The sequence below is a fragment of the Arthrobacter sp. 4R501 genome (assembly GCF_002929755.1).
Classification (GTDB): Bacteria; Actinomycetota; Actinomycetes; order Actinomycetales; family Micrococcaceae; genus Arthrobacter.
Genome location: NZ_PJIW01000015.1, coordinates 27,216 through 49,233, shown reverse-complemented (window position 1 = coordinate 49,233; position 22,018 = coordinate 27,216). Strand labels below are relative to the sequence as shown.

Here is a 22,018-nt window from a genome sequence, read left to right as displayed (position 1 = left end):
GGTAGACAGTGCTCCGACGGTTGCAGAGTGGCAGCCCGGAACCTGAGATCAAAGGAGATTAACGTGGCAAATTTTTCTTGGCGCAAGGCGGCTCTCGTGGCGGCAGTTGTTCCCATGATGGCACTAAGCGCCTGCTCCAGCACGGGCGGCAAGCCGGCGGATACCGGCAACGTGGGCGGCGGACAGGTCGCCACCACGGACCGGATCAAGATTGCCCTGATCGCCCACGCCCCCGCCGGTGACACATTCTGGGATACCGTCCGCAAGGGCGCCGAGGAAGCTGCGGCGAAGGACAACGTCGAGCTGCTGTACACCTCCGATCCGGAGGCCGGCCGGCAGGCCCAGCTGATCGAGCAGGCCGTGGATCAGAAGGTGGACGGCATCGCCGTGACTCTGGCCACGCCTGAGGCTTTGAAGGGTGCGCTGAAGAAGGCCGCCGACGCGGGCATTCCGATTGTCAGCTTCAACGCCGGAGAATCGGCCTCCGCGCAGCTCGGAGCGTTCACCCACTTCGGTTCCAACGAACAGCTCGCCGGCCAGGCCGTGGGCACAAGGCTCGCAGAGGGTGGGTTCAAGCACCCGGTCTGCGTGATCCAGGCACAGGGGCACGTGGGACTCGAAGCCCGCTGTGCCGGTGTGAAGGCCAAGGTGCCCGGGACGGAAATCCTGTACGTCAACGGCGCCGACATGACGTCCGTTGAATCAACGGCAACCGCCAAGCTGCAGGCCTCAAAAGACGCTGACGTGATCATCGGCCTTGGTGCCCCGATCACGCTGACCCTTCTGAAATCCGTTTCCACCGCAGGCAGCACCGCCAAGGTTGCCAGCTTCGACCTGAACAAGGAACTGGCCCAAAAGGTCTCCGACGGCAGTGTGCTCTTCACCGTTGACCAGCAGCCATGGCTGCAGGGCTACAGCGCCGTGGATGCGCTGTGGCAGAACAAGCGCGGCGGATTCAAGATCGGCGGCGGCCAGTCGGTCCTGACCGGCCCGGCCATCATCGACCAGTCCAACGCGGCCGAAGTCCTGAAGTTCGCCGAACAGGGTATCCGCTAAACAGCCCGCTGGCCGGGCCGGCCAACGCCGGCCCGGCAGCAAGGAGAATCATCATGACCATGACCCAGCCCAAGCTCAAATTACCGGCGATTGATGAACGCGTCGCCAAGCGCAGCCCGCTGCAGAAGCTCCTCAGCCGGCCCGAGGTCGGAGCCCTCGTGGGCGCAATCGTCCTTTTCGTCTTCTTCGCGTTTGTTTCCCCGACGTTCACACAGCCCAACGCCCTGGCCACCATCCTGTACGGCAGCTCCACCATCGGGATCATGGCCGTGGGGGTGTCCCTGCTGATGATCGGCGGGGAGTTCGACCTTTCCACCGGCGTCGCCGTGATCTCCTCGGCACTGACCGCTTCGATGTTCAGCTGGTATTTCAGCACGAATGTCTGGGTCGGGGTTGTCCTGGCCCTGCTGGTCTCTTTGGCCATCGGGTTCATCAACGGCTGGATCCTGATGAAGACCAAGCTGCCCAGCTTCATCGTCACCCTCGCGACATTCCTGATGCTGACCGGCCTGAACCTGGGCCTGACCCGCTTGATCGGCGGCTCCGTGTCCTCACCATCGATCTCCGCCATGGACGGCTTCGACTCCGCCCGCTCCGTGTTCGCCTCCTCCGTCACCATCGCCGGCATCGATGTCAAAATCACGGTCTTCATCTGGATCGCTCTCGTCGCCGTGGCCACGTGGGTGCTCATGCGGACACGGGTGGGCAACTGGATCTTCGCCGTCGGCGGGGACGAGAACGCCGCCCGCGCCGTAGGCGTCCCGGTCAAAGCCACCAAGATCGGGCTCTTCATGGGAGTCGGTTTCTGCGGCTGGATCCTGGGCATGCACAACCTCTTCGCCTTCGACACCGTGCAGTCCGGTGAGGGTGTGGGCAACGAGTTCCTCTACATCATCGCCGCTGTCATCGGCGGCTGCCTCCTGACCGGCGGCTACGGCTCGGCCATCGGCGGCGCGATCGGCGCGTTCATCTTCGGCATGGCCAACAAGGGCATCGTCTATGCGCAGTGGAACCCGGACTGGTTCAAGTTCTTCCTGGGCCTGATGCTGCTGCTGGCCACCATCGTCAACCTCATCGTCAAGCGCCGCGCGGAACTCAAGTAAGGGGCCGGAGAAATGAATGCCAAAGAAATCGACCAGCAAACGCTGCTCCAGAATGAAAAAGATCCCCTCACGCACACGCCCGTGCACCTGCTCTCCCTCGAGGGAGTAGGCAAGCATTACGGCAACATCATCGCTCTGTCCGATGTCACGATGGCCGTGGACAACGGCCGCGTCACCTGCGTGCTGGGCGACAACGGCGCCGGTAAGTCCACGCTGATCAAGATCATCGCCGGCCTGCACCAGCACGACGCCGGGGTCCTGAACATCATGGGCGAGGAACGGAAGTTCACCTCCCCTCGTGACGCCCTCGACGCCGGCATCGCCACGGTCTACCAGGACCTCGCCGTGGTCCCGCTGATGCCGATCTGGCGGAACTTCTTCCTCGGTTCCGAGCTGACCAGCGGCTTTGGCCCGTTCAAGAGCCTGGACGTCGAGAAGATGAAAGCCATCACGCTCAAGGAACTCGCCGAGATGGGCATCGACCTCCGCGATGTGGAGCAGCCGATCGGCCAGCTCTCCGGCGGTGAACGCCAGTGCGTCGCGATCGCCCGGGCCGTGTACTTCGGCGCGAAGGTCCTGATCCTGGACGAGCCCACCGCAGCTCTGGGCGTGAAACAGTCCGGCGTCGTGCTCCGCTACATCCTGCAGGCCCGCGACCGCGGCCTCGGGGTCATCTTCATCACCCACAACCCGCACCACGCCTTCCCTGTCGGCGACCGGTTCCTGCTGCTCAAACGCGGCAAATCGATCGGCTACTACGACAAGAAGGACATCACCCTCGACGAACTCACCGCCCAAATGGCCGGCGGCGCGGAACTGGCCGAACTCGCCCACGAACTGGAACAGCTCGGCGGCCACAGCGAAGCCCTCAAGGAAGTCAAAGCCGAAGTGGCCGACGTCGCTGACGCCGTCCAGGCAGGCGCCCCAAGACACGCCTAGCCGCGCCGGCCCGAAGGGGCCCTCCGGCGGACTGCCGGCGGGCCCCTGCCTTGCCATGGGGCAGCCATCAAACGACCTGCAAAATCACGATGGACAGGACAGGACCAACATGCCGATCCGGGTAGGCGTCATCGGCGCCGGAATCATGGGCGCCGACCACATCAGCAACCTCTCCACCACTATCGGCGGCGCCGAAGTCACCTTTGTGGCAGACCTCGACGCCGGCCGTGCTGGGGCCGCTGCACCGCCATCCGCCCGCATCACCACCGATCCCTCCGAGCTGATCCATTCCAAGGAGGTGGACGCCGTCGTGGTTGCCTCCCACGACTCCACCCACGCCGGGCTGGTGCTGGAATGCTTCGAGGCGATGACCCCGGTGTTGTGCGAAAAGCCACTGGCACCCACACTCCTGGAAAGCCTCGAGGTGGTAGCGGCGGACGCCGACATTGTGGCCGCCACCGGCGCATCCCTGCTCTCACTGGGCTTTATGCGGCGCTTCGACCCCGGCTACGTGGCCCTGCGCCAGGCCGTGCAGGACCGGATCCACGGTGAGCCCCTGATGGTCCACTGCACCAGCCGCAACGCCGCTGCGGGCCCCGGCATCACCTCGGAATCGGCCATCACCAATTCGGCCATCCATGAGCTGGACATCATCCCTTGGTTGCTGGACTCGCGCATCATGGAGGTGTCATGGCAGGCCGGGCGGAGCTCACGCCATGCCGACGGCGGTCTGCGGGACCCCGCCTTTATGATGCTCCGCACCGCCGACAGCACGGTGACCACGCTGGAACTGTTCCTGAACGCCCAGTACGGCTACACCACGCGCTGCGAGGTTGTCTCGGAACGTGGCACCACCGGCCTGAATGATTCCGCACTGCTGGGCGTCCAGCAGGCGGGCCTCAGCCAGACGGCAATACCCGCAGACTGGCGCCCGCGCTTCGCCGACGCGTACCGGCTGCAGTTGCAGGCCTGGATCTCAGCATTGGCCCAGGGGGAACAACCACCCTTGGCCGGGGCGCAGGATGGCCTCAACGCCTCGCTCGTGGCCCAAGCCATGATCCAGTCTTTGCACAGCGATGGCGCCTACACAAAAGTGAGCTACTCGTGAGCTTTTCCGCCCTACCGGTCTCCCGCGTGCCCGGTCCGCGGGATGCCCCGGTGCTTCGCTGGGGGATCATGGGACCGGGCTGGATCGCCGAACGCTTCACCGAATCCGTCCAGGCGCACACGGACCAGGTGATCGCCGCCGTCGGGTCCCGTTCGCTCAGCCGGTCCAAGGCATTCGCGGACGCTTTCGACGTGCCCGCGGCCTACGGCAGCTATGAGGAGCTGGCGGCCGCCCCGGACATCGACATCGTCTACGTCTGCACGCCACACAACTTCCACCACCAGGCCGCGGTGCTCGCCCTGGACGCCGGCAAACACGTTCTGGTCGAGAAGCCGATCGGCCTCAACGCGGCGCAGGCCCGGGACATCGCCCAGCGGGCCGAGGCCGCCGGGGTGTTCGCCGCCGAGGCCATGTGGAGTTTCTTCCTGCCCAAGTTCGACGTGATCCGGCAGATCCTCGACGCCGGGACCCTGGGCACCGTCACCACGGTTTTTGCCGAATACGGCGAACACTTCGAACGCAGCCACAGGATCTTCGATCCCGCGCTGGCCGGCGGCCCGCTGCTGGATCTCGGCACGTACCCGCTGGCCCTGGTCACCGAGGTCCTGGGTTTGCCGGAAGAGCTGCATGCGATCGGCCAGCCTCACGAATCCGGGGTCAACGCCCAGCTGTCCGCCATCATGCGGTTCGCCGGCGGCGCGCAGGCCGTAGTGAACACTCACCTGCATAACTTCACGCCCACCTCCGCCACGATCGTCGGTTCCGAAGCCACGCTGACCATCGACGGGCCCTTCAACATGCCCGGCGGCTTCGAGGTCCGCTTCCCGGACGGGGCCCGGCTGCGCCATGAGGAACCGCCCGGCGGCCACTTCGAGGGACTGCACTACGAGGCGGCGGCCGTGGCCCGTGCCGTGGCCGCCGGGCAGACACAGGCCGGCCAGCGGACGCTGGCAGCGTCCATCCGCACCTTGGACGTGGCCGACGCGATCCGACGCCAGCTGGGAGTCGTGTTCCCAGGCGAAGAGACGTTGGCGGACGAGGACGCTGCACGGCTCTGATTCATTTTTGTTTTGACAAGCGAAAGGACGGGCCAATGGCCTACATCGAACAGCACTCCGCAGGACTCTCCGCACCCGTGAAGGTCGGGCTCATCGGCTCCGGCTGGATGGGGGCGTTCCATGCCGAAAGCATCGCCCGCCGCGTCCCGGGCGCCGTCTTGGCGGCCATCGCCGACCCCAATGTGGAATCCGCCCAGGCCCTTGCCCAATCGCTGGGCACCGCAAAGGTCACGGCCGACGCCGCGGACATCCTGGCCGATCCGGAGATCGACGCCGTGGTCATCGCGAGCCCGGCCCGCTTCCACTCCGCCCTGATCACCCAGGCTGCCGCCGCGGGGAAGCACGTCTTCTGCGAGAAGCCCGCGGGCCAGGGCTTGGACGAGCTCGACGCTGCGCTGGCCGCAGTGGAGGTCGCCGGGGTGCATTTCCAGATTGGCTTCAACCGCCGCTACGCGGAAGACTTCCAGGCCGCCAAGAAAGACCTTGCGGCCGGCATCGCCGGGCAGCCGCAGCTCCTGCGCTCGCTGACACGCGACCCCGGGACCGGCAGCATCCCGAACGCGGCCAGGGTCCCGGCCTGGACCATCTTCCTGGAGACCCTCATCCACGATTTCGATACCCTCAACTGGTTCAACGAAGGCGCCGAGCCGGTGGAGGTCTATGCCGTGGCCGACGCCCTCGTGGAACCGGAACTGCGCGATCAGGGTTTCCTAGACACCGCGGTGGTGACCATCCGCTACAGCAACGGCGCCATCGCCGTGGCCGAGGCAAACTTCAGCGCCCTCTATGGCTACGACATCCGCGGAGAGGTTTTCGGTTCCAAGGGCATGGTCCAGGCCGGCCGTGCCACCGAGACGGCGGCCCGGCGTTACACGGCGGACGGACTGTCCGCGGACACCCCTCGCCTCAACGTGGAACTCTTCCGGCAGGCCTACACGGACGAACTCGCCGATTTCGCCGCCACGGTTCGTGCGCAGCGGGACGGCACACCGCCGGCGCCGGGCGCATTCACCCTCACCCCCGGCGCCGCAGACGCCCGCCGCGCGCTGGCCATGGCGCTCGCGTGCATCGAATCGGTCAAACAGGGCGGCCCCGTGGCTGTGGCCGCAGCCCCGGTGGCGCTCCGTGACGACACCCGGGCCGGCGTCTGATGCGGCTCGCCGTCTGCGCGGAAATGGTCTTCACGGACCTGCCGTTTGTGGAACGGGTGCAGCGGATCCACGACGCCGGATTCGACGTCGAGATGTGGGACTCCAGGGACAAGGACCTGGCCGCGCTCAAGTCCACCGGCGCGGTGTTCTCCTCCATGACCGGGTACACCTCCGGGAGCCTCGTGGACCATGACACGGCCGACGACGTGGTGCGGACGGCCGAGTCGCTGATCCCGACCGCCCTGGAACTCGGCGTCAGCCGCATGGTGGTGCACTCCGCGGAGCTCATCGATGGCCAGGCGGCCCGCCCCCTCTACCGGTCCACCGGCCGCATGTGGAGCACCGGGGCGCGGACCCTGGAACGGCTCGGCAACTTGGGGGAGAAGTATGGGGTGACCTTCTGCCTGGAGAACCTCAACACGATCCTGGACCACCCCGGCATCCCGCTCGCCCGCGCCAAGGACACCCTGGCGCTCGTTGAAGCAACCGGGCACCCCAACGTGAAGCTCATGCTGGACCTGTACCACGCACAGCTGGGGGAGGGGAACCTCATCGAGCTTGTGCGGACCGCCCTGCCGCACATCGGCGAAGTCCAGGTGGCCGACGTACCGGGGCGCTGCGAACCCGGAACCGGGGAGATCAACTACCAGGCCGTGGCCAGGGCGCTCGCCGACGCAGGCTACGAGGGGACGGTGGGTATGGAAGCCTGGGCCAGCGGTGACGACGAGGAAGCCCTGGCGGCCTTCCGGGCGGCGTTCACGGTGCCAGGCACTACAACGTTTTCAACGGAAGGAACACTATGAAGGACGTCATTCTCGGTCTGGTCGGAGTGGGGCGCATCGGCGTGATGCACGCCAACAACATCGCCGCGCTCAACGGAGTTCTCAACTCGGACGGCATCAACGTCAAGCTCCTGCTGACGGACGTCGCCGAGGACCACGCCAGGGGCATTGCTGCGGGCCTCGGCGCCGGTTTCCTGCCCTCGGTGGCGGAACTCATCGGCTCCGGCGTGGACGGACTGGTCATCGCCACGGGGACCGGAACCCACCCCGAACTGATCAAGGCGGGCGTGGACGCCGGAATCCCGGTCTTCTGCGAAAAGCCTGTGGCCATGAACGTGGCGGACGCCCTGCCGGTGCTGGACTACATCCGCGACAACAACGGCGTGGTGCAGATCGGCCACCAGCGCCGCTTCGACCACGGCTACCTTGAGGCCAAGCGTGCCTACCAAGCGGGCGAGCTGGGCTGGATCCACTCCTTGCGCGCTGTCACCTGCGACATGGCGCCGCCGCCCGTGGAGTTCCTCGCCAGTTCCGGCGGACTGTTCCGCGACTGTTCCGTCCATGACTTCGACATCCTCCGCTGGCTGACCGGCCGCGAGATCGTGGAGGTCTACGCCAAGGGATCCAACAACGGCGATCCGGCCATCGGCGCCGTGGGAGACGTGGATACGGCGCTGGCACTGATCACGTTCGACGACGGCACGGTCGGCACCGTCTCAGCCACCCGCTACAACGGGGCCGGCCACGACGTCCGCCTGGAAATCCAGGGCTCCAGCCGTTCGCTGATGGTTGGGCTCGATCAACAAACAGCTATGGCGTCGGCCGAAGCCGGGATCGCCTTCCCCGCCGGTGAACCCCACAGGACCTTCGCAGAGCGCTTCGACCAGGCGTACCGGTCCGAAATGGCCGCGTTTGTGGAGCTGATCCTGGGCCGGCGGGAGAATCCCTGCACCCCGGAGGACGCCGTGGCCGCCTCCCGCGTGGCGGACGCCGCCCAGGAATCGCTGGCCACGGGCGTCCCGGTCAGGGTGGCCATCAGCGTAGCCAGGTGAGCGTACCGCTGCCATGAAAATTGCCCCTCCGGAATCCGTTCCGGAGGGGCATTTTCTTAATCTCTAGCGCTTGCTCTCTAAGCGCCGAACGGCAGCCGGGGATCGACGTCCTGGCCGTCCCAGTTTTGGCGGACCCAGCCGTGGTGCGGGTCGTCGCTGATGAGCCATTCACGGACGGGACCGGGGCCGGCCATCACGTTCAGGTAGTACAGGTCGTAGCCCGGGGCCGCCATGGCGGGGCCGTGCCAACCGTACGGGACCAGTACAACGTCGCCCGTGCGGACCTCGGCCGCCACGTCGATCGGACGCTCATCCGAGGCATAGACGCGCTGGTAGCCGATGGCGTCGGCGTCGGCGGGTGCCCCGGAGCCCGCAGCCACCTGCGTCTCGAAGTAATAGATCTCCTCGAGGTTCGTTTCGCCGTCCTTTTCCTCATCGTGCTTGTGCGGAGGGTAAGAGGACCAGTTCCCGGCGGGAGTGAGGACTTCACACACGATGAAACGGTCAGCCTCGAGGGCAGCAGGCGTGCCGAAGTTGTGGACCTGGCGGGAGCAGTTGCCGGCCCCGCGCAGTTCCACGGGTGTCTCCGCCGCCGTGACCAGGCGGGTGGGATAGGAGGCTTTGGCCGGTGCGGTGGCGACCGCCACCCGTCCGCCGTCGGACGAGCTGATGGTGACGGCACGGCCCGTGCCCGAGTACAGCACGTCGGTGGGGCCGTGGAACACGGACGCCCGCCCCGCCAGGACATACTCTTCATTGTCCACAGAGACTGTGAAGGAGCCGTTGAGGGGAACCACAATCCGCTCTTCGTCCGCTGCCGGGAGAACGACGTCGGCTCCTGCAGTTAAGGTGGCCACCTTCAGGCCCGTATGGGCCCAGCCGTCCACGGCCAGGGTTGAATCGGAGGTTCCGAGCGAGATGTCCCAGCCGCCGTCGGCGGCGCTGCCCAGGGGGTAGACCCAGTTAGTCATTGATGTTTTCCTTGCGCTATCGCTGTACGAGTGTCATTTCAAAGCTGTACGAATCCGCCCGGTACACGTGGTGTCCGGTTTCCACACGGCGGCCGGCGTCGTCCGTTGCGGTGCGCTCCATGGTGACCAGGGCGGTATTGACCTCCGCCTCCAGCAGGCGCGCCTGGTAGTCGTTGGCGATCATCGCGCCGATTCGTTGCGAGGCCAGGCGAAAGTTGACTCCGCCGCGGCGGAGAATGGCGTAGAGGCCCTCAGAGGCCAGCATGGCTTCGTCCATGGTGGCGATGTCGTCCCGGACCCAGTTCTCCATCAGGGCCAGGGGCTTGCCGCCCACTTTCCGCAGGCGGGTGAAGTGGTACACCTTGGAGCCGGCAGGCAGTTCGAGGGTGGCGAGCGTCGCAGCGTCGGCCTCCATGTGGGAGAAGGTCAGCACCTGGGTGGTGGGCTTCTTGCCGTTGTTGGAGAGGTCATCAAACAGGCTGGAGAGCTCCAGGGGGCGGCGGACCTGGCTGGAGACCACCTGCGTACCCACGCCGCGCTTGCGGACCAGCAGCCCCGAACGGACCAGCTCGTCCATGGCTTTGCGCATGGTGGGCCGGCTGAGGTTCAGCTGGGCCGCGAGATCGATTTCGTTCTCCAGCCGGCTGCCGGGTTCCAGGATTCCGCTGTGGATGGCGGCCTCGATGCCCTGCACCACCTGGTGGTACAGGGGTACGGGCGAGGAGCGGTCGATGATGAGACCAAGTTGATTCGCCACTGGATATTCCTCGTTCCATGCCGGAAGCTGGTGCCCGCCCGAGGCCCGGGAGGGAATCCATGTCCTACTATGTTCGCTTGATAGGACATACTGCCTTTGTTGATAATATCAGCCGAACTTTGGCGGTCAAGGCTACGGCCCGCTTTGGTATGGAAGTGAACTGAGACGCCGCCTTAACGGGCGGTGAAGCTGGTGGGGGTCCCGGTCCGTACGGCGGCTTCTGTAATGTGGATGGCACCCGGAGTACGGGGCAAGACTAAAGGTGGAAAGCACGATGGGCCGTAGGACACTTGTTGACGACCTTGTCGACGGCCTGCTCGAAGATATCCTGGACGGCAAACTGCAGCCCCACGTTGCCTTACCGCCCGAAGCCGACATCGCCAAAGCCTACGACGTCAGCCGCCTCACGGTGCGCGAGGCACTCAAGGCGCTGCGGGCGCAGAACATCCTCTACGTTAAAGCCGGCCGCGGGACCTTCGTGAACCCGACCGACAACTGGACCGGTCTGGATGCGATCTTCAAGGCCGCTTCGCACGACAACGGGGCGGAACAGGTCGCAGTGGGGTTGATCGAGATGCGGCGCATGGTGGAAACCGGGGCCGCTGCGCTCGCGGCCAAACGCCATACACCCGAGCATGCGCAGCAGATGCGCGAGTGCATTGCGGACATGAAGCGCTTCCATGATTCCGGCGACCTCGATGCCTTCGTGGCGGCAGACATCGCCTTCCACGACGCAGTGTTGAAGGCTTCCGGCAATCCATTTGTCCGGGCGCTGTTCGCGCAGCTGGGTCAGCTCCTTTACGTAAAACGGCGTGAAACGTCCGCCGTCGAAGAGATCCAACTGCACGCCATTGAGTACCACCAAAAGGTCATGGAAAGCATCCTCAGCGGCGAGGCCGAGCTGGCCCGCCGCACCATGGACGAGCATATGGACCAGACATACCGGGACTACGAACGCTACGTGCACCACGCAGCATCCTGACGTTGCAGCCCGCACCAAGCAGGTCTTGACGTAATCCGCATCACTAATCTATGCTTTTTCTCAGTTGTTCGATCAGATGTCTGACATCTGACTCAAATCGCATTGATCCCGTTCCCCTTTGGACTGGGCCTCCCAAGATATCCGCACGGATTCCCGCCACCACCGCCGGTGCCGGACTCCGTTAGACAGAAGGTCGAAGATGACTTCACTCTCCTTAAAATCCGCAGGGCTCGGCGAGCTTGGCGAGCGCACGCTCCGCAAGGTCCGCCGCCGGGTTATGCCACTGATCGTCCTGCTCTATTTCGTTGCCTACCTTGACCGCAACAACGTGGGCTTCGCCAAGCTCACCATGAGCGAGGACATCGGCCTGAATGCCGCAGCTTACGGGCTCGGCGCCGGCATCTTCTTCCTCGGCTATGCGCTCCTCGAGGTGCCCAGCAACGCTGGCATGTACCGGTTCGGCGCACGCAAGTGGCTGGCCCGGATCCTTATTACGTGGGGCATCTTCGCCACGGCCATGTGCCTGGTAAACGGTGAAACCACCTACTACGTCATCCGGTTCTTGCTGGGCGCGGCAGAGGCTGGGTTCTTCCCGGCCATCCTCTTCTACCTGACCCTGTGGTTCCCGGCCGCTCAGCGCGTCACGGTACTGGGCATCTTCATCCTCGCCCAGCCCATCTCCAACGCCCTCGGCGCCCCGGTCTCCGGGCTTCTGCTGCAGATGGACGGCATCATGGGCCTGCAGGGCTGGCAGTGGCTCTACATCATTGAAGGCATCCCGGCCATTCTCCTGGGCGTGCTAACGCCCATCCTCATGACCGACCGCCCGCGGGACGCCAAGTGGCTCAACGCCGACGAACGCGAATGGCTTGTCACCACCATGGACAAAGAACTGGCAGCCAAGTCCACGGGCCGCAGCCACAACTTCCTGTCCGGCCTCAAGGACAAGCGGACCCTGACCTACTCGGCCCTGTACTTCGGCCTGGTCTGCGGCATCTACGGACTGGGTCTCTGGATGCCCACCATCGTCGCCGCCTTGGGCAAGTTCTCCACCGCCCAGGTCGGGTTCATCGTTCTCATTCCCTACTCCGTGGCCGCAGTCTTTGTGTACTTCTGGAGCAAGCGTGCGGACAAGACCGGAAAGCGGGCCTGGCACAGTGCGGTCAGCATGGTCCTTGCCGGCATGGGCCTCCTTGCTGCAGGCTACCTGCTCCCGGTCAACCCCATACTGGCCCTCATTGCCCTGACCGCTGCGGCCATGGGTATCTACGGCGCCATCGCCCCGTTCCTGTCCATGCCGTCCGCGGCGCTCACCGGGGCAGCTGCTGCTTCCGGCCTCGCCCTGATCAACTCACTGGGTAACCTCGGTGGTTTTGTGGCCCCCTACGCTGTCGGCCTCCTGAACGACGCCACGGGCAACAACCAGAGCGGCCTGCTGTTCCTGTCCTTCTGCCTCTGCGTCACGGCGGTTGCCACCTACCTTTACGCACGCAAGCGCCCCGAAGGCGATGCCGCGCTGGATCCCGCAGTTGCCGCGACGGCCGCTGTGACGCCTGATTCCACGCACGCCACCAAAATCTCCTGATCTCGAAATCACTGAAGGAAAACCTCATGACTATCAGCAACTTCCCCTCCGAACGCACGGTTGTCCTGACCGGCGCCGCGTCGGCCCGCGGCATCGGCCGCGCCGCCGCTGACCGGATGGCCAGCGAGGGATGGTCAATCGCCATCCTCGACATCAATGCGGAGGACGCCAAGGCCGCCGCCGCGGAGATCGGCTCCAACCGTGCGGTCAAGGCCATTGGTGTTGGAGCCGACGTGTCCGACGAGGCGTCCGTTGACCGGGCCATCACCGAGATCGAAGACGCGCTTCCCCCGATTGTTGCGCTCGCCAACCTCGCCGGGATCAGCTCCCCGACGACGTTCATGGAAACCACCGTGGCGGAGTGGGACAACGTCTTCGCCATCAACATGCGCGGTACATTTATCGTTTCCCAGCGTGTCCTCAAGGGCATGATCGAGCGCAAGCTCGGGCGGATCGTGAGCATCTCGTCCATCTCCGCCCAGCGCGGCGGAGGAACGTTCTCGAAGGTTGCCTACAGCGCTACCAAAGCCGGAATCCTCGGGTTCACCCGCGCCCTGGCCCGGGAAGTCGGCGAGTTCGGCATCACGGTCAATGCGATTGCCCCCGGTCCGATCGACACCGACATCATGGGTGGAACCCTCACCGATGAGCGCAAAGCGCAGCTGTCCGAGGGCATCATGATGGGCCGCGTGGGCACCCGCGAGGAAGTGGCAGCCTTGATCGCCTTCCTGCTGGGCCAGGACTCGGGCTACATCACCGCCGCCACCTACGACATCAACGGCGGCCTCCAGGTTTCCTGACCGGGAACCGGACCAGGCACGGGCACCCCCTCCGGTTTTCCGGCGGGGGCGTCCTCGTGCCAGTGATGTGCCGTGCCGTGCCGTGCCGGAGCCTCGGCCGAAGTCTAGGCTGGCACTATGAACCCCTCCGGCGGCCTGGTCCCCAGCCCTCGGACCCTTGAGGTTGAGAGCCTGGACGCCTTCGACCGGCTGGTCGCCGCCGGCGCGGTGGCCATGCACGGCTGGCACGCCCAGTCCCTGGACCTGCGCGGCCGGAACGCGGTGCTGGAAACCCTGGACGTGGAGGGTGCCATTTTCCTGGGCTGCACCTTCGACCAGGGCGTTGAAGACGGGCTTCGCCGCCGCGGCGCACTGATCTTCCCCAGGTTGCAGGGTGTGCCGTTCGATCCCTACCGGGCCCGGCTCTATACACCGCAGGAACTGTACGCCGGCCTGGAAAACTCACCCTATGAGGAGCTGCCTGACGCGCTGGTGTACCAGTGGAGCATCCGCCCGGGGCAACGCAACCGGCTGGACGCCACCCTGGCCTCGGCGCTGCATGACCACGCCATCGGCGACGCCTTGGACGAGTTCACTCACTCGGACCCCTACGCCGGCCGCACCACCGTGGGCGTGATGGGCGGGCATGCCGTCCTGCGGGGCACCCTGGACTTCGCCCAGGCAGCCGAGCTGGGCAGGCTCCTGGCGAAGAGCGGGCGGATCGTGGCAACCGGCGGCGGCCCGGGTGCCATGGAAGCGGCAAACCTCGGCGCGTATCTGAGCCACGTTCCGCACGCGGAGTTCACGGCGGCGCTCGCCGGCCTTGGAGCCGTCCCCGGATTCCGCCCATCGGTGTCCGCGTGGGCACGCGAGGCGGCCGCCGTCGTCGAACGCCATCCGGGCGGAACGCCGTCGCTGGGCATCCCCACCTGGTTCTACGGGCATGAGCCGCCGAACTACTTTGCCACCCACATCGCCAAGTATTTCGCCAACGCCATCCGGGAGGCGATCCTGCTGGAACTGTGCGACGGCGGCATCATCTTCCTGCCGGGAGCGGCCGGTACCGTGCAGGAAATTTTCCAGGACGCCTGCGAGAACTACTACAGCGCCCGCGAAGCCGTGACGCCGATGGTGCTGGTGGGACGGCAGCACTGGGAGCACGAGTATCCCGCGTGGCCCCTCCTCCGGCGGCTCGCTGCCGGACGGGCCATGGAGGACCGGATCTTCCTGGTGGACAGGCTGGACGAGGCGCTCGCGGTGCTGGGCGGCTGACTATTCCGGCGTCCGGCCGTCGCTAACCCACCACGGTGCCGAAGGCCAGCCCGAGAATGTAGGTTACGGCGGCGGCGCCCAGGCCGATGCCCAGCTGGCGGAGCCCGCGCGTCAGCGGCGACGTCCCGGACAGCAGGCCCACGATTCCGCCGGTGGCCAGCAGCGCCAGCCCCACCAGCACCGCTGCCACCACCAGGGCGGTCAACCCGGTCAGGCCGAACAGGAACGGCAGGATGGGGACCACGGCGCCGGACGCGAAAAAGCAGAAGCTGGACAGCGCCGCCCCCCACGCGGTGCCCACGGCCTCGTGCTGGTCCTCAGTCTCCGGCACCTCGGGCTGGAGCGACAGGCTGGGATCGCAGTCGCAGCCCAGCAGCCCCATGCGTTCGGCCACGCGGTGTGCGGCCGCTTCGTGGGACATTCCGCGCGCCAGGTAGACGAGCATCAGTTCGTTGTTTTCGATGTCCAGTTTCGGGGCGGCCGCGAGGGTGATCTGGGTGGGACGCGTGGCTGCCAGGAGCTCGCGCTGGGACCGCACGGAGACAAACTCGCCCGCGGCCATGGACATGGCACCGGCGAGGAGCCCTGCCACACCGCTGAGCAGCACCACCCCGCTCGCCACTCCGGAAGCGGCCATGCCCACGACGAGGGAGAGGTTGCTGACCAAGCCATCGTTGGCGCCAAAAACGGCGGCACGGAACGTCCCGGCGAGCCGGTTGCGGCCACGGGTTGCCAGGCCTCGGACAACTTCCTCATGGATCTGTTCATCCGCTGCCATGGCGTCTGTGGCGTTGGGATCCAAGGCGTAGGGGGATCGGCCTTCAGCGCGCTGGGCGAGAGCCAGGACGAAAACGGAGCCGAAGTGGCGGGCCAGGAAGCCCAGGAACTGGCTGCGGAGGGACGCCGGCCGGGACTTTTGGGCGTGGTCGCCGAGGAGGTGCAGCCAGTGGGCCTCGTGCCGCCCCTCGGCTTCGGCGAGGGCCAGCAGGATGGCACGTTCTTCGCCGTCGCGGTTTTGGGCGAGATCGCGGTAGACAGCGGCCTCTGCCCGTTCGTCCGCGAGGTACTGGCGCCACCGGCGGATGTCGGCCGGGGTGGGCTGCGGCGCGGATGGGGTGGAATCCGCCGGCCGGGCTTGGCTGGGATTGGGGTGCTGAGACACACAAGGCTCCTGTGCTGGATGGGCATGGTTCGGCCCCATTGCAACGCCCAGCTTACCGCGGAATTCCGCGGATTTTCGGCTGGCTGCCCTCAGTGCGGAGTTTAGGTTTCCCTCAAAATTCCGCGGTCTGCCGCGTGTGCCCGGACGGGTTGCGCCGGCTCTTGACCGGGCCCACCGGCGGTGCTGTGATGAAGGAGTGGCGTCCGCCCGCGCCCACCGGCGGCGCCCATCAACAAAGCACGTCAGGCGAACAAACGGAGGTCGAATCATGAGCACCACCGGACAGCACCCGGACATGCCGCACCTGGAATCTGTTGAATCGGATCCCGCTTACGACTACGCCGAGGACGTCCCCGTCAGCGTGGACGACTGGGACGCCGAGGACGAATTCCTGGACGCCGAAAAGGTGGTGGTTCCCACGCCCCCGGTGGCAGTCGACGCCGAGGAGCGCGTGGTTCCACTCGATGAGGACGAGTTCCGCGGAACCGAATAGAACGAACGACGGCGGCACTCCGGTTCGCGGGGAAGCGAAGGGGAGTGCCGCCGTCGTACTTAACTCAGTGAAGCTGCGGGCTCAGTGGCCGCCGGTGATCGAGCCTGTTATCTCCGGTGATCGAGCCTGTCGAGATTAGTGGCTCGAGTGGCTGGCGACCGGGTGGGCCTCCATGGGCAGCTCTTCGGTGACCGCTCCTGCGACCCGCTTCTCCCAGGCCTCGCGGACCTCGGGGTCCGTGGGAGGCGTGAGCAGCGAGATCACGATGTACGAAACCAGCGAGGCGCCGAGGCCCCAGTAGATGGGTTCGTTGGCGTAGACGCCGTCAACGCTGGGGATGACCCCTACGGCGTACATGATCAACAGTGCCAGGGTCAGGACCGAGCCAACGGCCATGGACCAGGCGGCTGCGATGCCGGTGCCGCGCTTCCAGACCAGGCCGCCGAGGATGGCCACCAGCAGGCCGCCCACCAGGATGTCGTAGGCGATGGTCAGTGCCACCACGACGTCCTGTGCCGCCATAGAGATCAGCACGGCCACGATGCCCAGGCCTAGGACCCAGTAACGGTTGGCCTTGACGTCGTGCTCGGGGTTTTCGGTGTCGTCGGTGTTGATCGTCTTGCCGAACCAGCTGGCCACGAACGGCACCACGTCGGCGCGGGCCACCGTGGCGGCGGCGATGAGGGCGCCGGAGGCGGTGGACATCATGGCGGCGACTGCGGCGGCCATGACCAGGCCGCCGATGCCGATCGGCAGGATCTGGGTGGCGACCTCGGCGTAGACTACGTCCTTGCCGAGGTTGGCGACGTCGATGTCGGGCAGGGCCACGCGGGCGGCAAGGCCGATCAGGGCACCGGCGACGCCGTACAGGATGCAGTAAACGCCGGCCGTTGCGCCGCCCCAGCGGGCCACGGTGGGGGTCTTGGCGGTAAAGACGCGCTGCCAGATGTCCTGGCCGATGAGCAGGCCGAGGGTGTAGACCACGAAGTAGGTGATGATGGTCTGCATCCCGATGCCATCGAGCTGGAAGAAGCTGGCGTCAACGCGGCTGCGGATGCCGTCGAAGCCGCCGGCGGCGTTGAGCGTGAACGGCAGCATCAGGGCGAAGATGCCCACGGTCTTGATGATGAACTGCACCTGGTCGGCCAAGGTGATGGACCACATGCCGCCGATGGTCGAGTAGACCAGGACGATGGCGCCGCCGACGGCGATGGCGAGCCAGCGCTCCCAGTCGAACAGGACAACGAAGATGGTGGCGTAGGCGCCGGTGGAGGTGGCGCAGAGCATCAGGGTGTAGGCCAGCATCACGATGCCGGAGGTCTGGGTGGCGCGCTGGCCGTAGCGCAGGCTGAGCATCTGGGAGACCGTGTAGATTTTCAGCCGCTGGATGGTGCCGGCGAAGAGCAGGCTCAGGAGGAGCACACCCGCGCCGATGGCGACCACCAGCCACATGCCGGAGATGCCGAACTTGTAGCCCAGGCCGACGCCGCCGACGGTGGAGGCGCCGCCCAAGACGACGGCGGCCATGGTGCCGGTGTAGAGCAGGGGGCCGAGGCGGCGGCCGGCAACCAGGAAGTCGCTGTTGTTCTTGGTGCGGGACTTGCCCCACCAGCCGAAGGCCAGCATGGCGATGAGGTACACCACCACGATGGCGATGTTGACGAAGTTAGCGTCCATTTGGGGCTCCTTGGAGCTGATCTGCAGTGTTTCTGGAATCCCGGCGGCGCTGCTGGGGAAGCCGGTATTCCGCTGCTCTTGTGGAATTGGGAGGAAGAGTTCCTCGAATATTGCCTCAGGGGCAACACTTGTTGCCTAAAAGCGTATGCTGTGACCGACGCAACAGTCAAGGTCCGGCCGCACTGCCTGGTGTTCGTTGCCGTGGTTGCCGTGTCACGTCTGCTGCTGGCCATTAGGATTGCTCCAGAGATGGGGCCGCACCGCCGGCCACGAAAGGTCTGCACATGAAGGCACTGCCAGTTGAGCCGAGCAACGTTCCCGTTGCCATCGGTTCCCGAATCCGTGCCGCCCGGCAGTCGCAGCGGCTGACCATCGAGCAGGTTGCCGACGCCACCGGCCTGACCAAGGGCTTCCTCAGCCGCGTGGAACGTGACCTTACGTCGCCGTCGGTCGCGTCCCTGGTGACCCTATGCCAGGTCCTGTCCATCTCCATTGGCGACCTGTTTGTGGCCCCGGAAACCCACCTGACTAAGCGGGACGAAGGCCCACGGATCTCCCTGGGCGGCGAAGGCATCGTGGAGCGGCTGCTGACTGCCCGCTCCGAACGGCGCATCCAGATCATCCAGGCCGTCATCGAGCCGCATGGCCGCGGCGAGGCTGAGCTTTACGCCGTGGACTGCGACGTGGATGTGCTCCACGTGATCAAGGGGCGCATCCGGCTGATCCTGACCAACGAGGAATACGAGCTCAGCACCGGCGACACCGTGACCTTCCCGGGCCGCGAACCGCATACGTGGGTCAATCCCACCGACGAGGCCGTCGAGGTTCTCTGGGTCCTGGTCCCCGCCGCCAGCCGGTAGGTTGCTGATTCCCGCTCGCTAGCGTTGCTGCGCTCCTGCCCGGGTTATGGCGACATATACAACTCGCGGTGGCCGGTCACATCGCCGGACTCCACTCAGCGGCGGCTGCGCATTACCGGGACCAGGGAGATGCCGTTGAGCATCAGTCCCAGGACGCAGCACATCTTCAGCTGCGTGGCGGGGCTGGTGATGTCCGGATGGATGAGCGCACCTGTGATCAGCAGCCCTGCTAGGCCGCCCAGATCAGCGGCGCTGCCGCAGATTCCAGCCGGCTCGTATCGTGCAGCCCCCGTTTGCCGATCAACCACAGGAACCCGACCCAGTCGACCACTATGACGGAACCGAAGGCCAGCACCATCGCCAGGACATGGGTTGACAGCGCCAGCCGGTGCGTGCCGGCGTCGAAGGGGCGGGTATGGCCCACGGCCAAGGACGTGCACCACGCGGCTGCCGCTGCCACCGAGAGAACTGGAATCAGGATGCTGGGCCGGGACAAGGCTGAGCGCGCCGCAGTGGCGCTCACTGTCTGGCCCACCCAGGGTCCGGGCGGTCCTGGCCATCCAGAACACCATCCAGGTGACGAGTCCGACGGCCAGCAACGACAGGCTGCCGCCGATGGCCTCCTGGGCCTCGAACGTCAACCCACGCGGTCCGTACGTGAGCAGCGCGCCGAAGCCGAACGAAACGGCCACGGCGATGCCGACGCCGGCCCACATTCGCGGGAGGAGATGCCTGCGGCCGCTTTTGACCAGGTACGCCATCAGCAGGACCACGATCAGGGTTGCCTCAAGGCCTTCGCGGAGGCCAATCAGGTAATTTGCGGTCATTGCGGATGGACACCTCGGCTCGTGGAAGCCAAGGTTAGGCTCACCTAAAGTGAGGATTACCCAGATTCTCCAATCAGGCAAAGTTTGTGTGGGCTAATTGACGGAGCATGACACGCTGCGGATCCCCACTTCCAATCCGGCCTATAGCGCTTGCGGGCCACTGCCTCCTTGCGTCAGGGGCGGGTCAGGAAGGACTCGACTTTGCCGGGATCCCTTTCGATGACGGGTTCCAGGATGGCGTCGATCCGGGCCAGGAGGTCGGCTTCCAGTTTCACTCCGACCGCGGTGGCGTTGTCCACGAGCTGTTCCGGGCGTGAGGCTCCAACGATGGCGGCAGAGACGTTGGCGTTCTGAAGGACCCAGGCCAGCGCGAGGGCCGCCATGGACAGTCCTGCTTCCTCGGCGAGTGGTTTGAGCTGCTGGACGCGGGCAAGGACGTCGTCGCCGAGGTAGCGGTGGTCGGTCTTGAGGCCGCCGTCATCCGTGGTGAACCGCGATGCGGACGGTGCGGGCTGCCCGGGCACGTACTTGCCGGTGAGGACGCCCTGGGCCATGGGTGACCAGCAGATCTGTCCAAGTCCCAGTTCCTCGCTGACGGGGACGATTTCTTCCTCGATGACGCGCCACAGCATGGAGTACTGCGGTTGGTTGGAGATCAGCTGGATGCCCAGTTCCTTGGCCAGCTTGGCTCCCGCCCGGATTTCGTCCACGGTCCATTCGGACACCCCGATGTAGAGGGCCTTGCCCGCACGGACGATGTCCGCGAACGCCTGCATCGTCTCTTCGAGGGGCGTTTCATAGTCATAGCGGTGGGCCTGGTAGAGGTCCACATAGTCGGTCTGGAGGCGTTGCAGGGAGCCGTTGATGGACTCCATCACGTGCTTGCGGGACAGTCCGCGATCATTCTTGCCTTCACCGGTGGGGAAGTAAACCTTGGTGAAAATCTCCAAGCCCTCGCGGCGCACCCCCTTGAGTGCTTCCCCAAGGGCCGTCTCCGCCTTGGTTCCTGCATAGGCGTCGGCTGTGTCGAAAGTAGTGATGCCCAAGTCCAGTGCCTGGCGGACGCAGGCCGTGGCGGCTTCCTGGTCGATCTGCTCTCCATGGGTGACCCAGTTGCCGTAGGCGAGTTCGCTGATGTACATGCCGGATGAGCCGAGTTTGCGGTATTCCATGTGGAGTTCCTTCGATTGTGGGTTTGCTATCCGCGGTGCCGCTGGAGCTTGTTTTTGCTGCGCAGCGGCCGCGGCGGCGCCGTGCTGGCTCGGACGACCAGCGTGGCCGTGATGGTCACCGAGCCAGCCGCAGGGGCCGCAGGGTCGGTAGCTTGGAGGTTGGTAGCTTGGAGGTTGGCGAGCAGGAGTCGTGCGGCCTCGCTGCCCTGCCGCGCGACGGAGTGGTCCATGGTGGTCAGGTCAAGAAGTTCGGCGAGTTCGTGGTTGTCGAATCCGATCACTGACACATCATCAGGGATGCTGATTCCCGCATCGCGCAGTGAGCGCAGAGCGCCGAAGGCCATTTCGTCGGAGGCAACAAACACTGCAGTGGGTGGGTTGCCCGCGCACAGGAGTTTGGCCATGGCGGCTGACCCTCCGGATACGGTGTTCTCGTCGAAGACTTCATTGCCGGGATCCGGCTCGAGTCCGGCCTCCGCAAGGGCATCGCGGTAGCCGAGGTGCCGTTGCGCGGGTGGAACACCGCCTAGCGTGCTGCCGACCTGTTCCTGGATTCCGATGAAGCCGATCTGTTCATGTCCCAGGTTCAGCAGGTGACGCACCGCCGACAGGCCGGCAGCCCTGTCCTCCACGCTTACGCCGGCAAGCCCCGGCTGATTGGACCCCAGAACCGCGATCGGCAGTCCCTGCCTGTCCAGCGCCGCCAGTTCTTGCGGACTGGGCTGCAGGGCGAGGATGAGGACACCATCAGCGCGGCCGGCCAGCCCGGGCCCGGCGAAGAATCGATCACGGGACCCCGGGTCAGCCAGTTCGTAGAGAAGGACGTCATACCCTGCCTCGCGCAGCACGTTGCCTGCAGAGCTCAGGACCTGGCCAAAGAACCATTTTGACAGGCTGGGGGTCAGAATCGCCACCGTTCGCGTCTTTCCGGTGGCAAGACGGGATCCGGCCAAGGAAGGAACATAGCCCAACTCCAAGGCAATCCTTTGCACGCGCTTGCGAGTCTCGACCGAAATGCCAGGAATATCGCGAAGGGCGCGGGAAACCGTAGACACTGAGACGCCAGCACGTTCGGCGACGGTTTCTACGGAAGAAGGCATGGGAATAAAATTAGCTGCATTTAAAGAATTTCGCAAGCGCTTGCGATGCTTCACCCGGTGGAAGAGTTTCGCCGCTGCCCGTTCCAATCGCAGTTCAGGGATCGACAAAAGTCGCGGGCCTCTTTCGGTCGC

The 22,018-nt window shown here is 65.6% G+C and carries 21 protein-coding genes and 1 pseudogene; 14 read left to right on the top strand and 8 right to left on the bottom strand.

The genetic code is table 11. The features are described from left to right. The first annotated feature begins 63 nt into the window (after window positions 1-63). The 8 genes from CXR02_RS15450 (at window position 64) to CXR02_RS15415 (ending at window position 8,249) form a co-directional block, all read left to right on the top strand. Window positions 64-1,056 carry a substrate-binding domain-containing protein gene (locus tag CXR02_RS15450; RefSeq protein WP_258061013.1) on the top strand — a complete coding sequence of 331 codons (993 nt, stop codon included), beginning with the start codon at window positions 64-66 and terminating at the stop codon, window positions 1,054-1,056. A 53-nt stretch (window positions 1,057-1,109) separates the two neighbouring features. Beyond that, complete coding sequence (locus CXR02_RS15445; RefSeq protein ID WP_104062797.1) at window positions 1,110-2,159, top strand: ABC transporter permease; 1,050 nt, start codon at window positions 1,110-1,112, stop codon at window positions 2,157-2,159. A gap of 12 nt (window positions 2,160-2,171) precedes the next feature. Beyond that, window positions 2,172-3,098, top strand: coding sequence for an ATP-binding cassette domain-containing protein (locus CXR02_RS15440; protein WP_104062796.1), 927 nt, complete (start codon window positions 2,172-2,174; stop codon window positions 3,096-3,098). Window positions 3,099-3,207: 109 nt separating this feature from the next. Next, window positions 3,208-4,206 (top strand): Gfo/Idh/MocA family oxidoreductase, encoded by a 999-nt coding sequence (locus tag CXR02_RS15435; RefSeq protein WP_104062795.1) that lies wholly within the window; start codon window positions 3,208-3,210, stop codon window positions 4,204-4,206. Next, complete coding sequence (locus CXR02_RS15430) at window positions 4,203-5,264, top strand: Gfo/Idh/MocA family protein (RefSeq protein WP_104062794.1); 1,062 nt, start codon at window positions 4,203-4,205, stop codon at window positions 5,262-5,264. Before CXR02_RS15435 ends, CXR02_RS15430 begins: the two co-directional genes overlap by 4 nt. Before the next feature lie 35 nt (window positions 5,265-5,299). Then, window positions 5,300-6,415, top strand: coding sequence for a Gfo/Idh/MocA family oxidoreductase (locus CXR02_RS15425; protein ID WP_104062793.1), 1,116 nt, complete (start codon window positions 5,300-5,302; stop codon window positions 6,413-6,415). Further along, window positions 6,415-7,218, top strand: a complete 804-nt coding sequence (locus CXR02_RS15420; protein ID WP_104062792.1) for a TIM barrel protein — start codon at window positions 6,415-6,417, stop codon at window positions 7,216-7,218. Before CXR02_RS15425 ends, CXR02_RS15420 begins: the two co-directional genes overlap by 1 nt. Continuing rightward, on the top strand, window positions 7,215-8,249 hold the full coding sequence (locus tag CXR02_RS15415) for a Gfo/Idh/MocA family oxidoreductase (protein ID WP_104062791.1): 1,035 nt from the start codon (window positions 7,215-7,217) through the stop codon (window positions 8,247-8,249). Before CXR02_RS15420 ends, CXR02_RS15415 begins: the two co-directional genes overlap by 4 nt. Before the next feature lie 77 nt (window positions 8,250-8,326). Here the strand turns inward: CXR02_RS15415 and iolB are convergent, their stop codons facing one another. Together iolB and CXR02_RS15405 are read right to left on the bottom strand one after the other, a co-directional pair. After that, window positions 8,327-9,220 carry a 5-deoxy-glucuronate isomerase gene (gene iolB / locus CXR02_RS15410; RefSeq protein ID WP_104062790.1) on the bottom strand — a complete coding sequence of 298 codons (894 nt, stop codon included), beginning with the start codon at window positions 9,218-9,220 and terminating at the stop codon, window positions 8,327-8,329. Between the two features lie 16 nt (window positions 9,221-9,236). After that, the gene (locus tag CXR02_RS15405) at window positions 9,237-9,977 is read right to left on the bottom strand and encodes a GntR family transcriptional regulator (RefSeq protein WP_104062789.1); all 741 of its coding nucleotides are present in this window, start codon (window positions 9,975-9,977) and stop codon (window positions 9,237-9,239) included. A gap of 274 nt (window positions 9,978-10,251) precedes the next feature. Here CXR02_RS15405 and CXR02_RS15400 point away from each other — a divergent pair, with 274 nt between their 5' ends. From CXR02_RS15400 to CXR02_RS15385, 4 genes are all read left to right on the top strand, one after another. After that, entirely contained in the window at window positions 10,252-10,959 is a 708-nt protein-coding gene (locus CXR02_RS15400; RefSeq protein WP_104062788.1) for a FadR/GntR family transcriptional regulator, read from the top strand. A gap of 199 nt (window positions 10,960-11,158) precedes the next feature. Continuing rightward, a complete protein-coding gene (locus tag CXR02_RS15395) occupies window positions 11,159-12,544 on the top strand; it encodes an MFS transporter (protein WP_104062787.1) in 1,386 nt (461 codons plus the stop codon). A 26-nt stretch (window positions 12,545-12,570) separates the two neighbouring features. Continuing rightward, window positions 12,571-13,344 carry an SDR family NAD(P)-dependent oxidoreductase gene (locus CXR02_RS15390; protein WP_104062786.1) on the top strand — a complete coding sequence of 258 codons (774 nt, stop codon included), beginning with the start codon at window positions 12,571-12,573 and terminating at the stop codon, window positions 13,342-13,344. 117 nt (window positions 13,345-13,461) lie between these two features. Then, the gene (locus CXR02_RS15385; protein WP_104062785.1) at window positions 13,462-14,595 is read left to right on the top strand and encodes an LOG family protein; all 1,134 of its coding nucleotides are present in this window, start codon (window positions 13,462-13,464) and stop codon (window positions 14,593-14,595) included. 22 nt (window positions 14,596-14,617) lie between these two features. Here the strand turns inward: CXR02_RS15385 and CXR02_RS15380 are convergent, their stop codons facing one another. Then, window positions 14,618-15,757, bottom strand: coding sequence for a VIT1/CCC1 transporter family protein (locus CXR02_RS15380; RefSeq protein WP_258061012.1), 1,140 nt, complete (start codon window positions 15,755-15,757; stop codon window positions 14,618-14,620). Between the two features lie 268 nt (window positions 15,758-16,025). On the opposite strand from CXR02_RS15380, the gene CXR02_RS15375 reads away from it, so the two are divergent. Continuing rightward, entirely contained in the window at window positions 16,026-16,250 is a 225-nt protein-coding gene (locus CXR02_RS15375) for a hypothetical protein (RefSeq protein WP_104062783.1), read from the top strand. A 135-nt stretch (window positions 16,251-16,385) separates the two neighbouring features. On the opposite strand, the gene CXR02_RS15370 is transcribed toward CXR02_RS15375, so the two are convergent. After that, the gene (locus tag CXR02_RS15370) at window positions 16,386-17,927 is read right to left on the bottom strand and encodes a sodium:solute symporter (RefSeq protein ID WP_104062782.1); all 1,542 of its coding nucleotides are present in this window, start codon (window positions 17,925-17,927) and stop codon (window positions 16,386-16,388) included. A gap of 284 nt (window positions 17,928-18,211) precedes the next feature. Between CXR02_RS15370 and CXR02_RS15365 the strand changes: the two genes are divergently transcribed. Then, window positions 18,212-18,787 carry a helix-turn-helix domain-containing protein gene (locus tag CXR02_RS15365; RefSeq protein WP_058929916.1) on the top strand — a complete coding sequence of 192 codons (576 nt, stop codon included), beginning with the start codon at window positions 18,212-18,214 and terminating at the stop codon, window positions 18,785-18,787. A 95-nt stretch (window positions 18,788-18,882) separates the two neighbouring features. Here the strand turns inward: CXR02_RS15365 and CXR02_RS23025 are convergent, their stop codons facing one another. From CXR02_RS23025 to CXR02_RS23290, 4 genes and pseudogenes are all read right to left on the bottom strand, one after another. Then, window positions 18,883-19,614 (bottom strand): FTR1 family protein, encoded by a 732-nt coding sequence (locus CXR02_RS23025; protein WP_258061009.1) that lies wholly within the window; start codon window positions 19,612-19,614, stop codon window positions 18,883-18,885. Window positions 19,615-19,787: 173 nt separating this feature from the next. After that, the gene (locus CXR02_RS15355) at window positions 19,788-20,786 is read right to left on the bottom strand and encodes an aldo/keto reductase family protein (RefSeq protein WP_104062781.1); all 999 of its coding nucleotides are present in this window, start codon (window positions 20,784-20,786) and stop codon (window positions 19,788-19,790) included. Window positions 20,787-20,812: 26 nt separating this feature from the next. Next, entirely contained in the window at window positions 20,813-21,700 is an 888-nt protein-coding gene (locus tag CXR02_RS15350) for a LacI family DNA-binding transcriptional regulator (RefSeq protein ID WP_258061007.1), read from the bottom strand. Between the two features lie 51 nt (window positions 21,701-21,751). Continuing rightward, window positions 21,752-21,886, bottom strand: a pseudogene (locus CXR02_RS23290) (LacI family DNA-binding transcriptional regulator); the annotation flags it as partial. Between the last annotated feature and the right edge of the window lie 132 nt (window positions 21,887-22,018).

Bases quoted from the DNA above. Each gene is read 5' to 3' on its own strand.
- CXR02_RS15445 (WP_104062797.1), top strand. From the start codon at position 1,110: ATGACCATGACCCAGCCCAAGCTCAAATTACCGGCGATTGATGAACGC.
- CXR02_RS15440 (WP_104062796.1), top strand. From the start codon at position 2,172: ATGAATGCCAAAGAAATCGACCAGCAAACGCTGCTCCAGAATGAAAAA.
- CXR02_RS15435 (WP_104062795.1), top strand. From the start codon at position 3,208: ATGCCGATCCGGGTAGGCGTCATCGGCGCCGGAATCATGGGCGCCGAC.
- CXR02_RS15425 (WP_104062793.1), top strand. From the start codon at position 5,300: ATGGCCTACATCGAACAGCACTCCGCAGGACTCTCCGCACCCGTGAAG.
- CXR02_RS15420 (WP_104062792.1), top strand. From the start codon at position 6,415: ATGCGGCTCGCCGTCTGCGCGGAAATGGTCTTCACGGACCTGCCGTTT.
- CXR02_RS15415 (WP_104062791.1), top strand. From the start codon at position 7,215: ATGAAGGACGTCATTCTCGGTCTGGTCGGAGTGGGGCGCATCGGCGTG.
- iolB (WP_104062790.1), bottom strand. From the start codon at position 9,220: ATGACTAACTGGGTCTACCCCCTGGGCAGCGCCGCCGACGGCGGCTGG.
- CXR02_RS15400 (WP_104062788.1), top strand. From the start codon at position 10,252: ATGGGCCGTAGGACACTTGTTGACGACCTTGTCGACGGCCTGCTCGAA.
- CXR02_RS15395 (WP_104062787.1), top strand. From the start codon at position 11,159: ATGACTTCACTCTCCTTAAAATCCGCAGGGCTCGGCGAGCTTGGCGAG.
- CXR02_RS15390 (WP_104062786.1), top strand. From the start codon at position 12,571: ATGACTATCAGCAACTTCCCCTCCGAACGCACGGTTGTCCTGACCGGC.
- CXR02_RS15385 (WP_104062785.1), top strand. From the start codon at position 13,462: ATGAACCCCTCCGGCGGCCTGGTCCCCAGCCCTCGGACCCTTGAGGTT.
- CXR02_RS15375 (WP_104062783.1), top strand. From the start codon at position 16,026: ATGAGCACCACCGGACAGCACCCGGACATGCCGCACCTGGAATCTGTT.
- CXR02_RS15370 (WP_104062782.1), bottom strand. From the start codon at position 17,927: ATGGACGCTAACTTCGTCAACATCGCCATCGTGGTGGTGTACCTCATC.
- CXR02_RS15365 (WP_058929916.1), top strand. From the start codon at position 18,212: ATGAAGGCACTGCCAGTTGAGCCGAGCAACGTTCCCGTTGCCATCGGT.
- CXR02_RS23025 (WP_258061009.1), bottom strand. From the start codon at position 19,614: ATGACCGCAAATTACCTGATTGGCCTCCGCGAAGGCCTTGAGGCAACC.
- CXR02_RS15355 (WP_104062781.1), bottom strand. From the start codon at position 20,786: ATGGAATACCGCAAACTCGGCTCATCCGGCATGTACATCAGCGAACTC.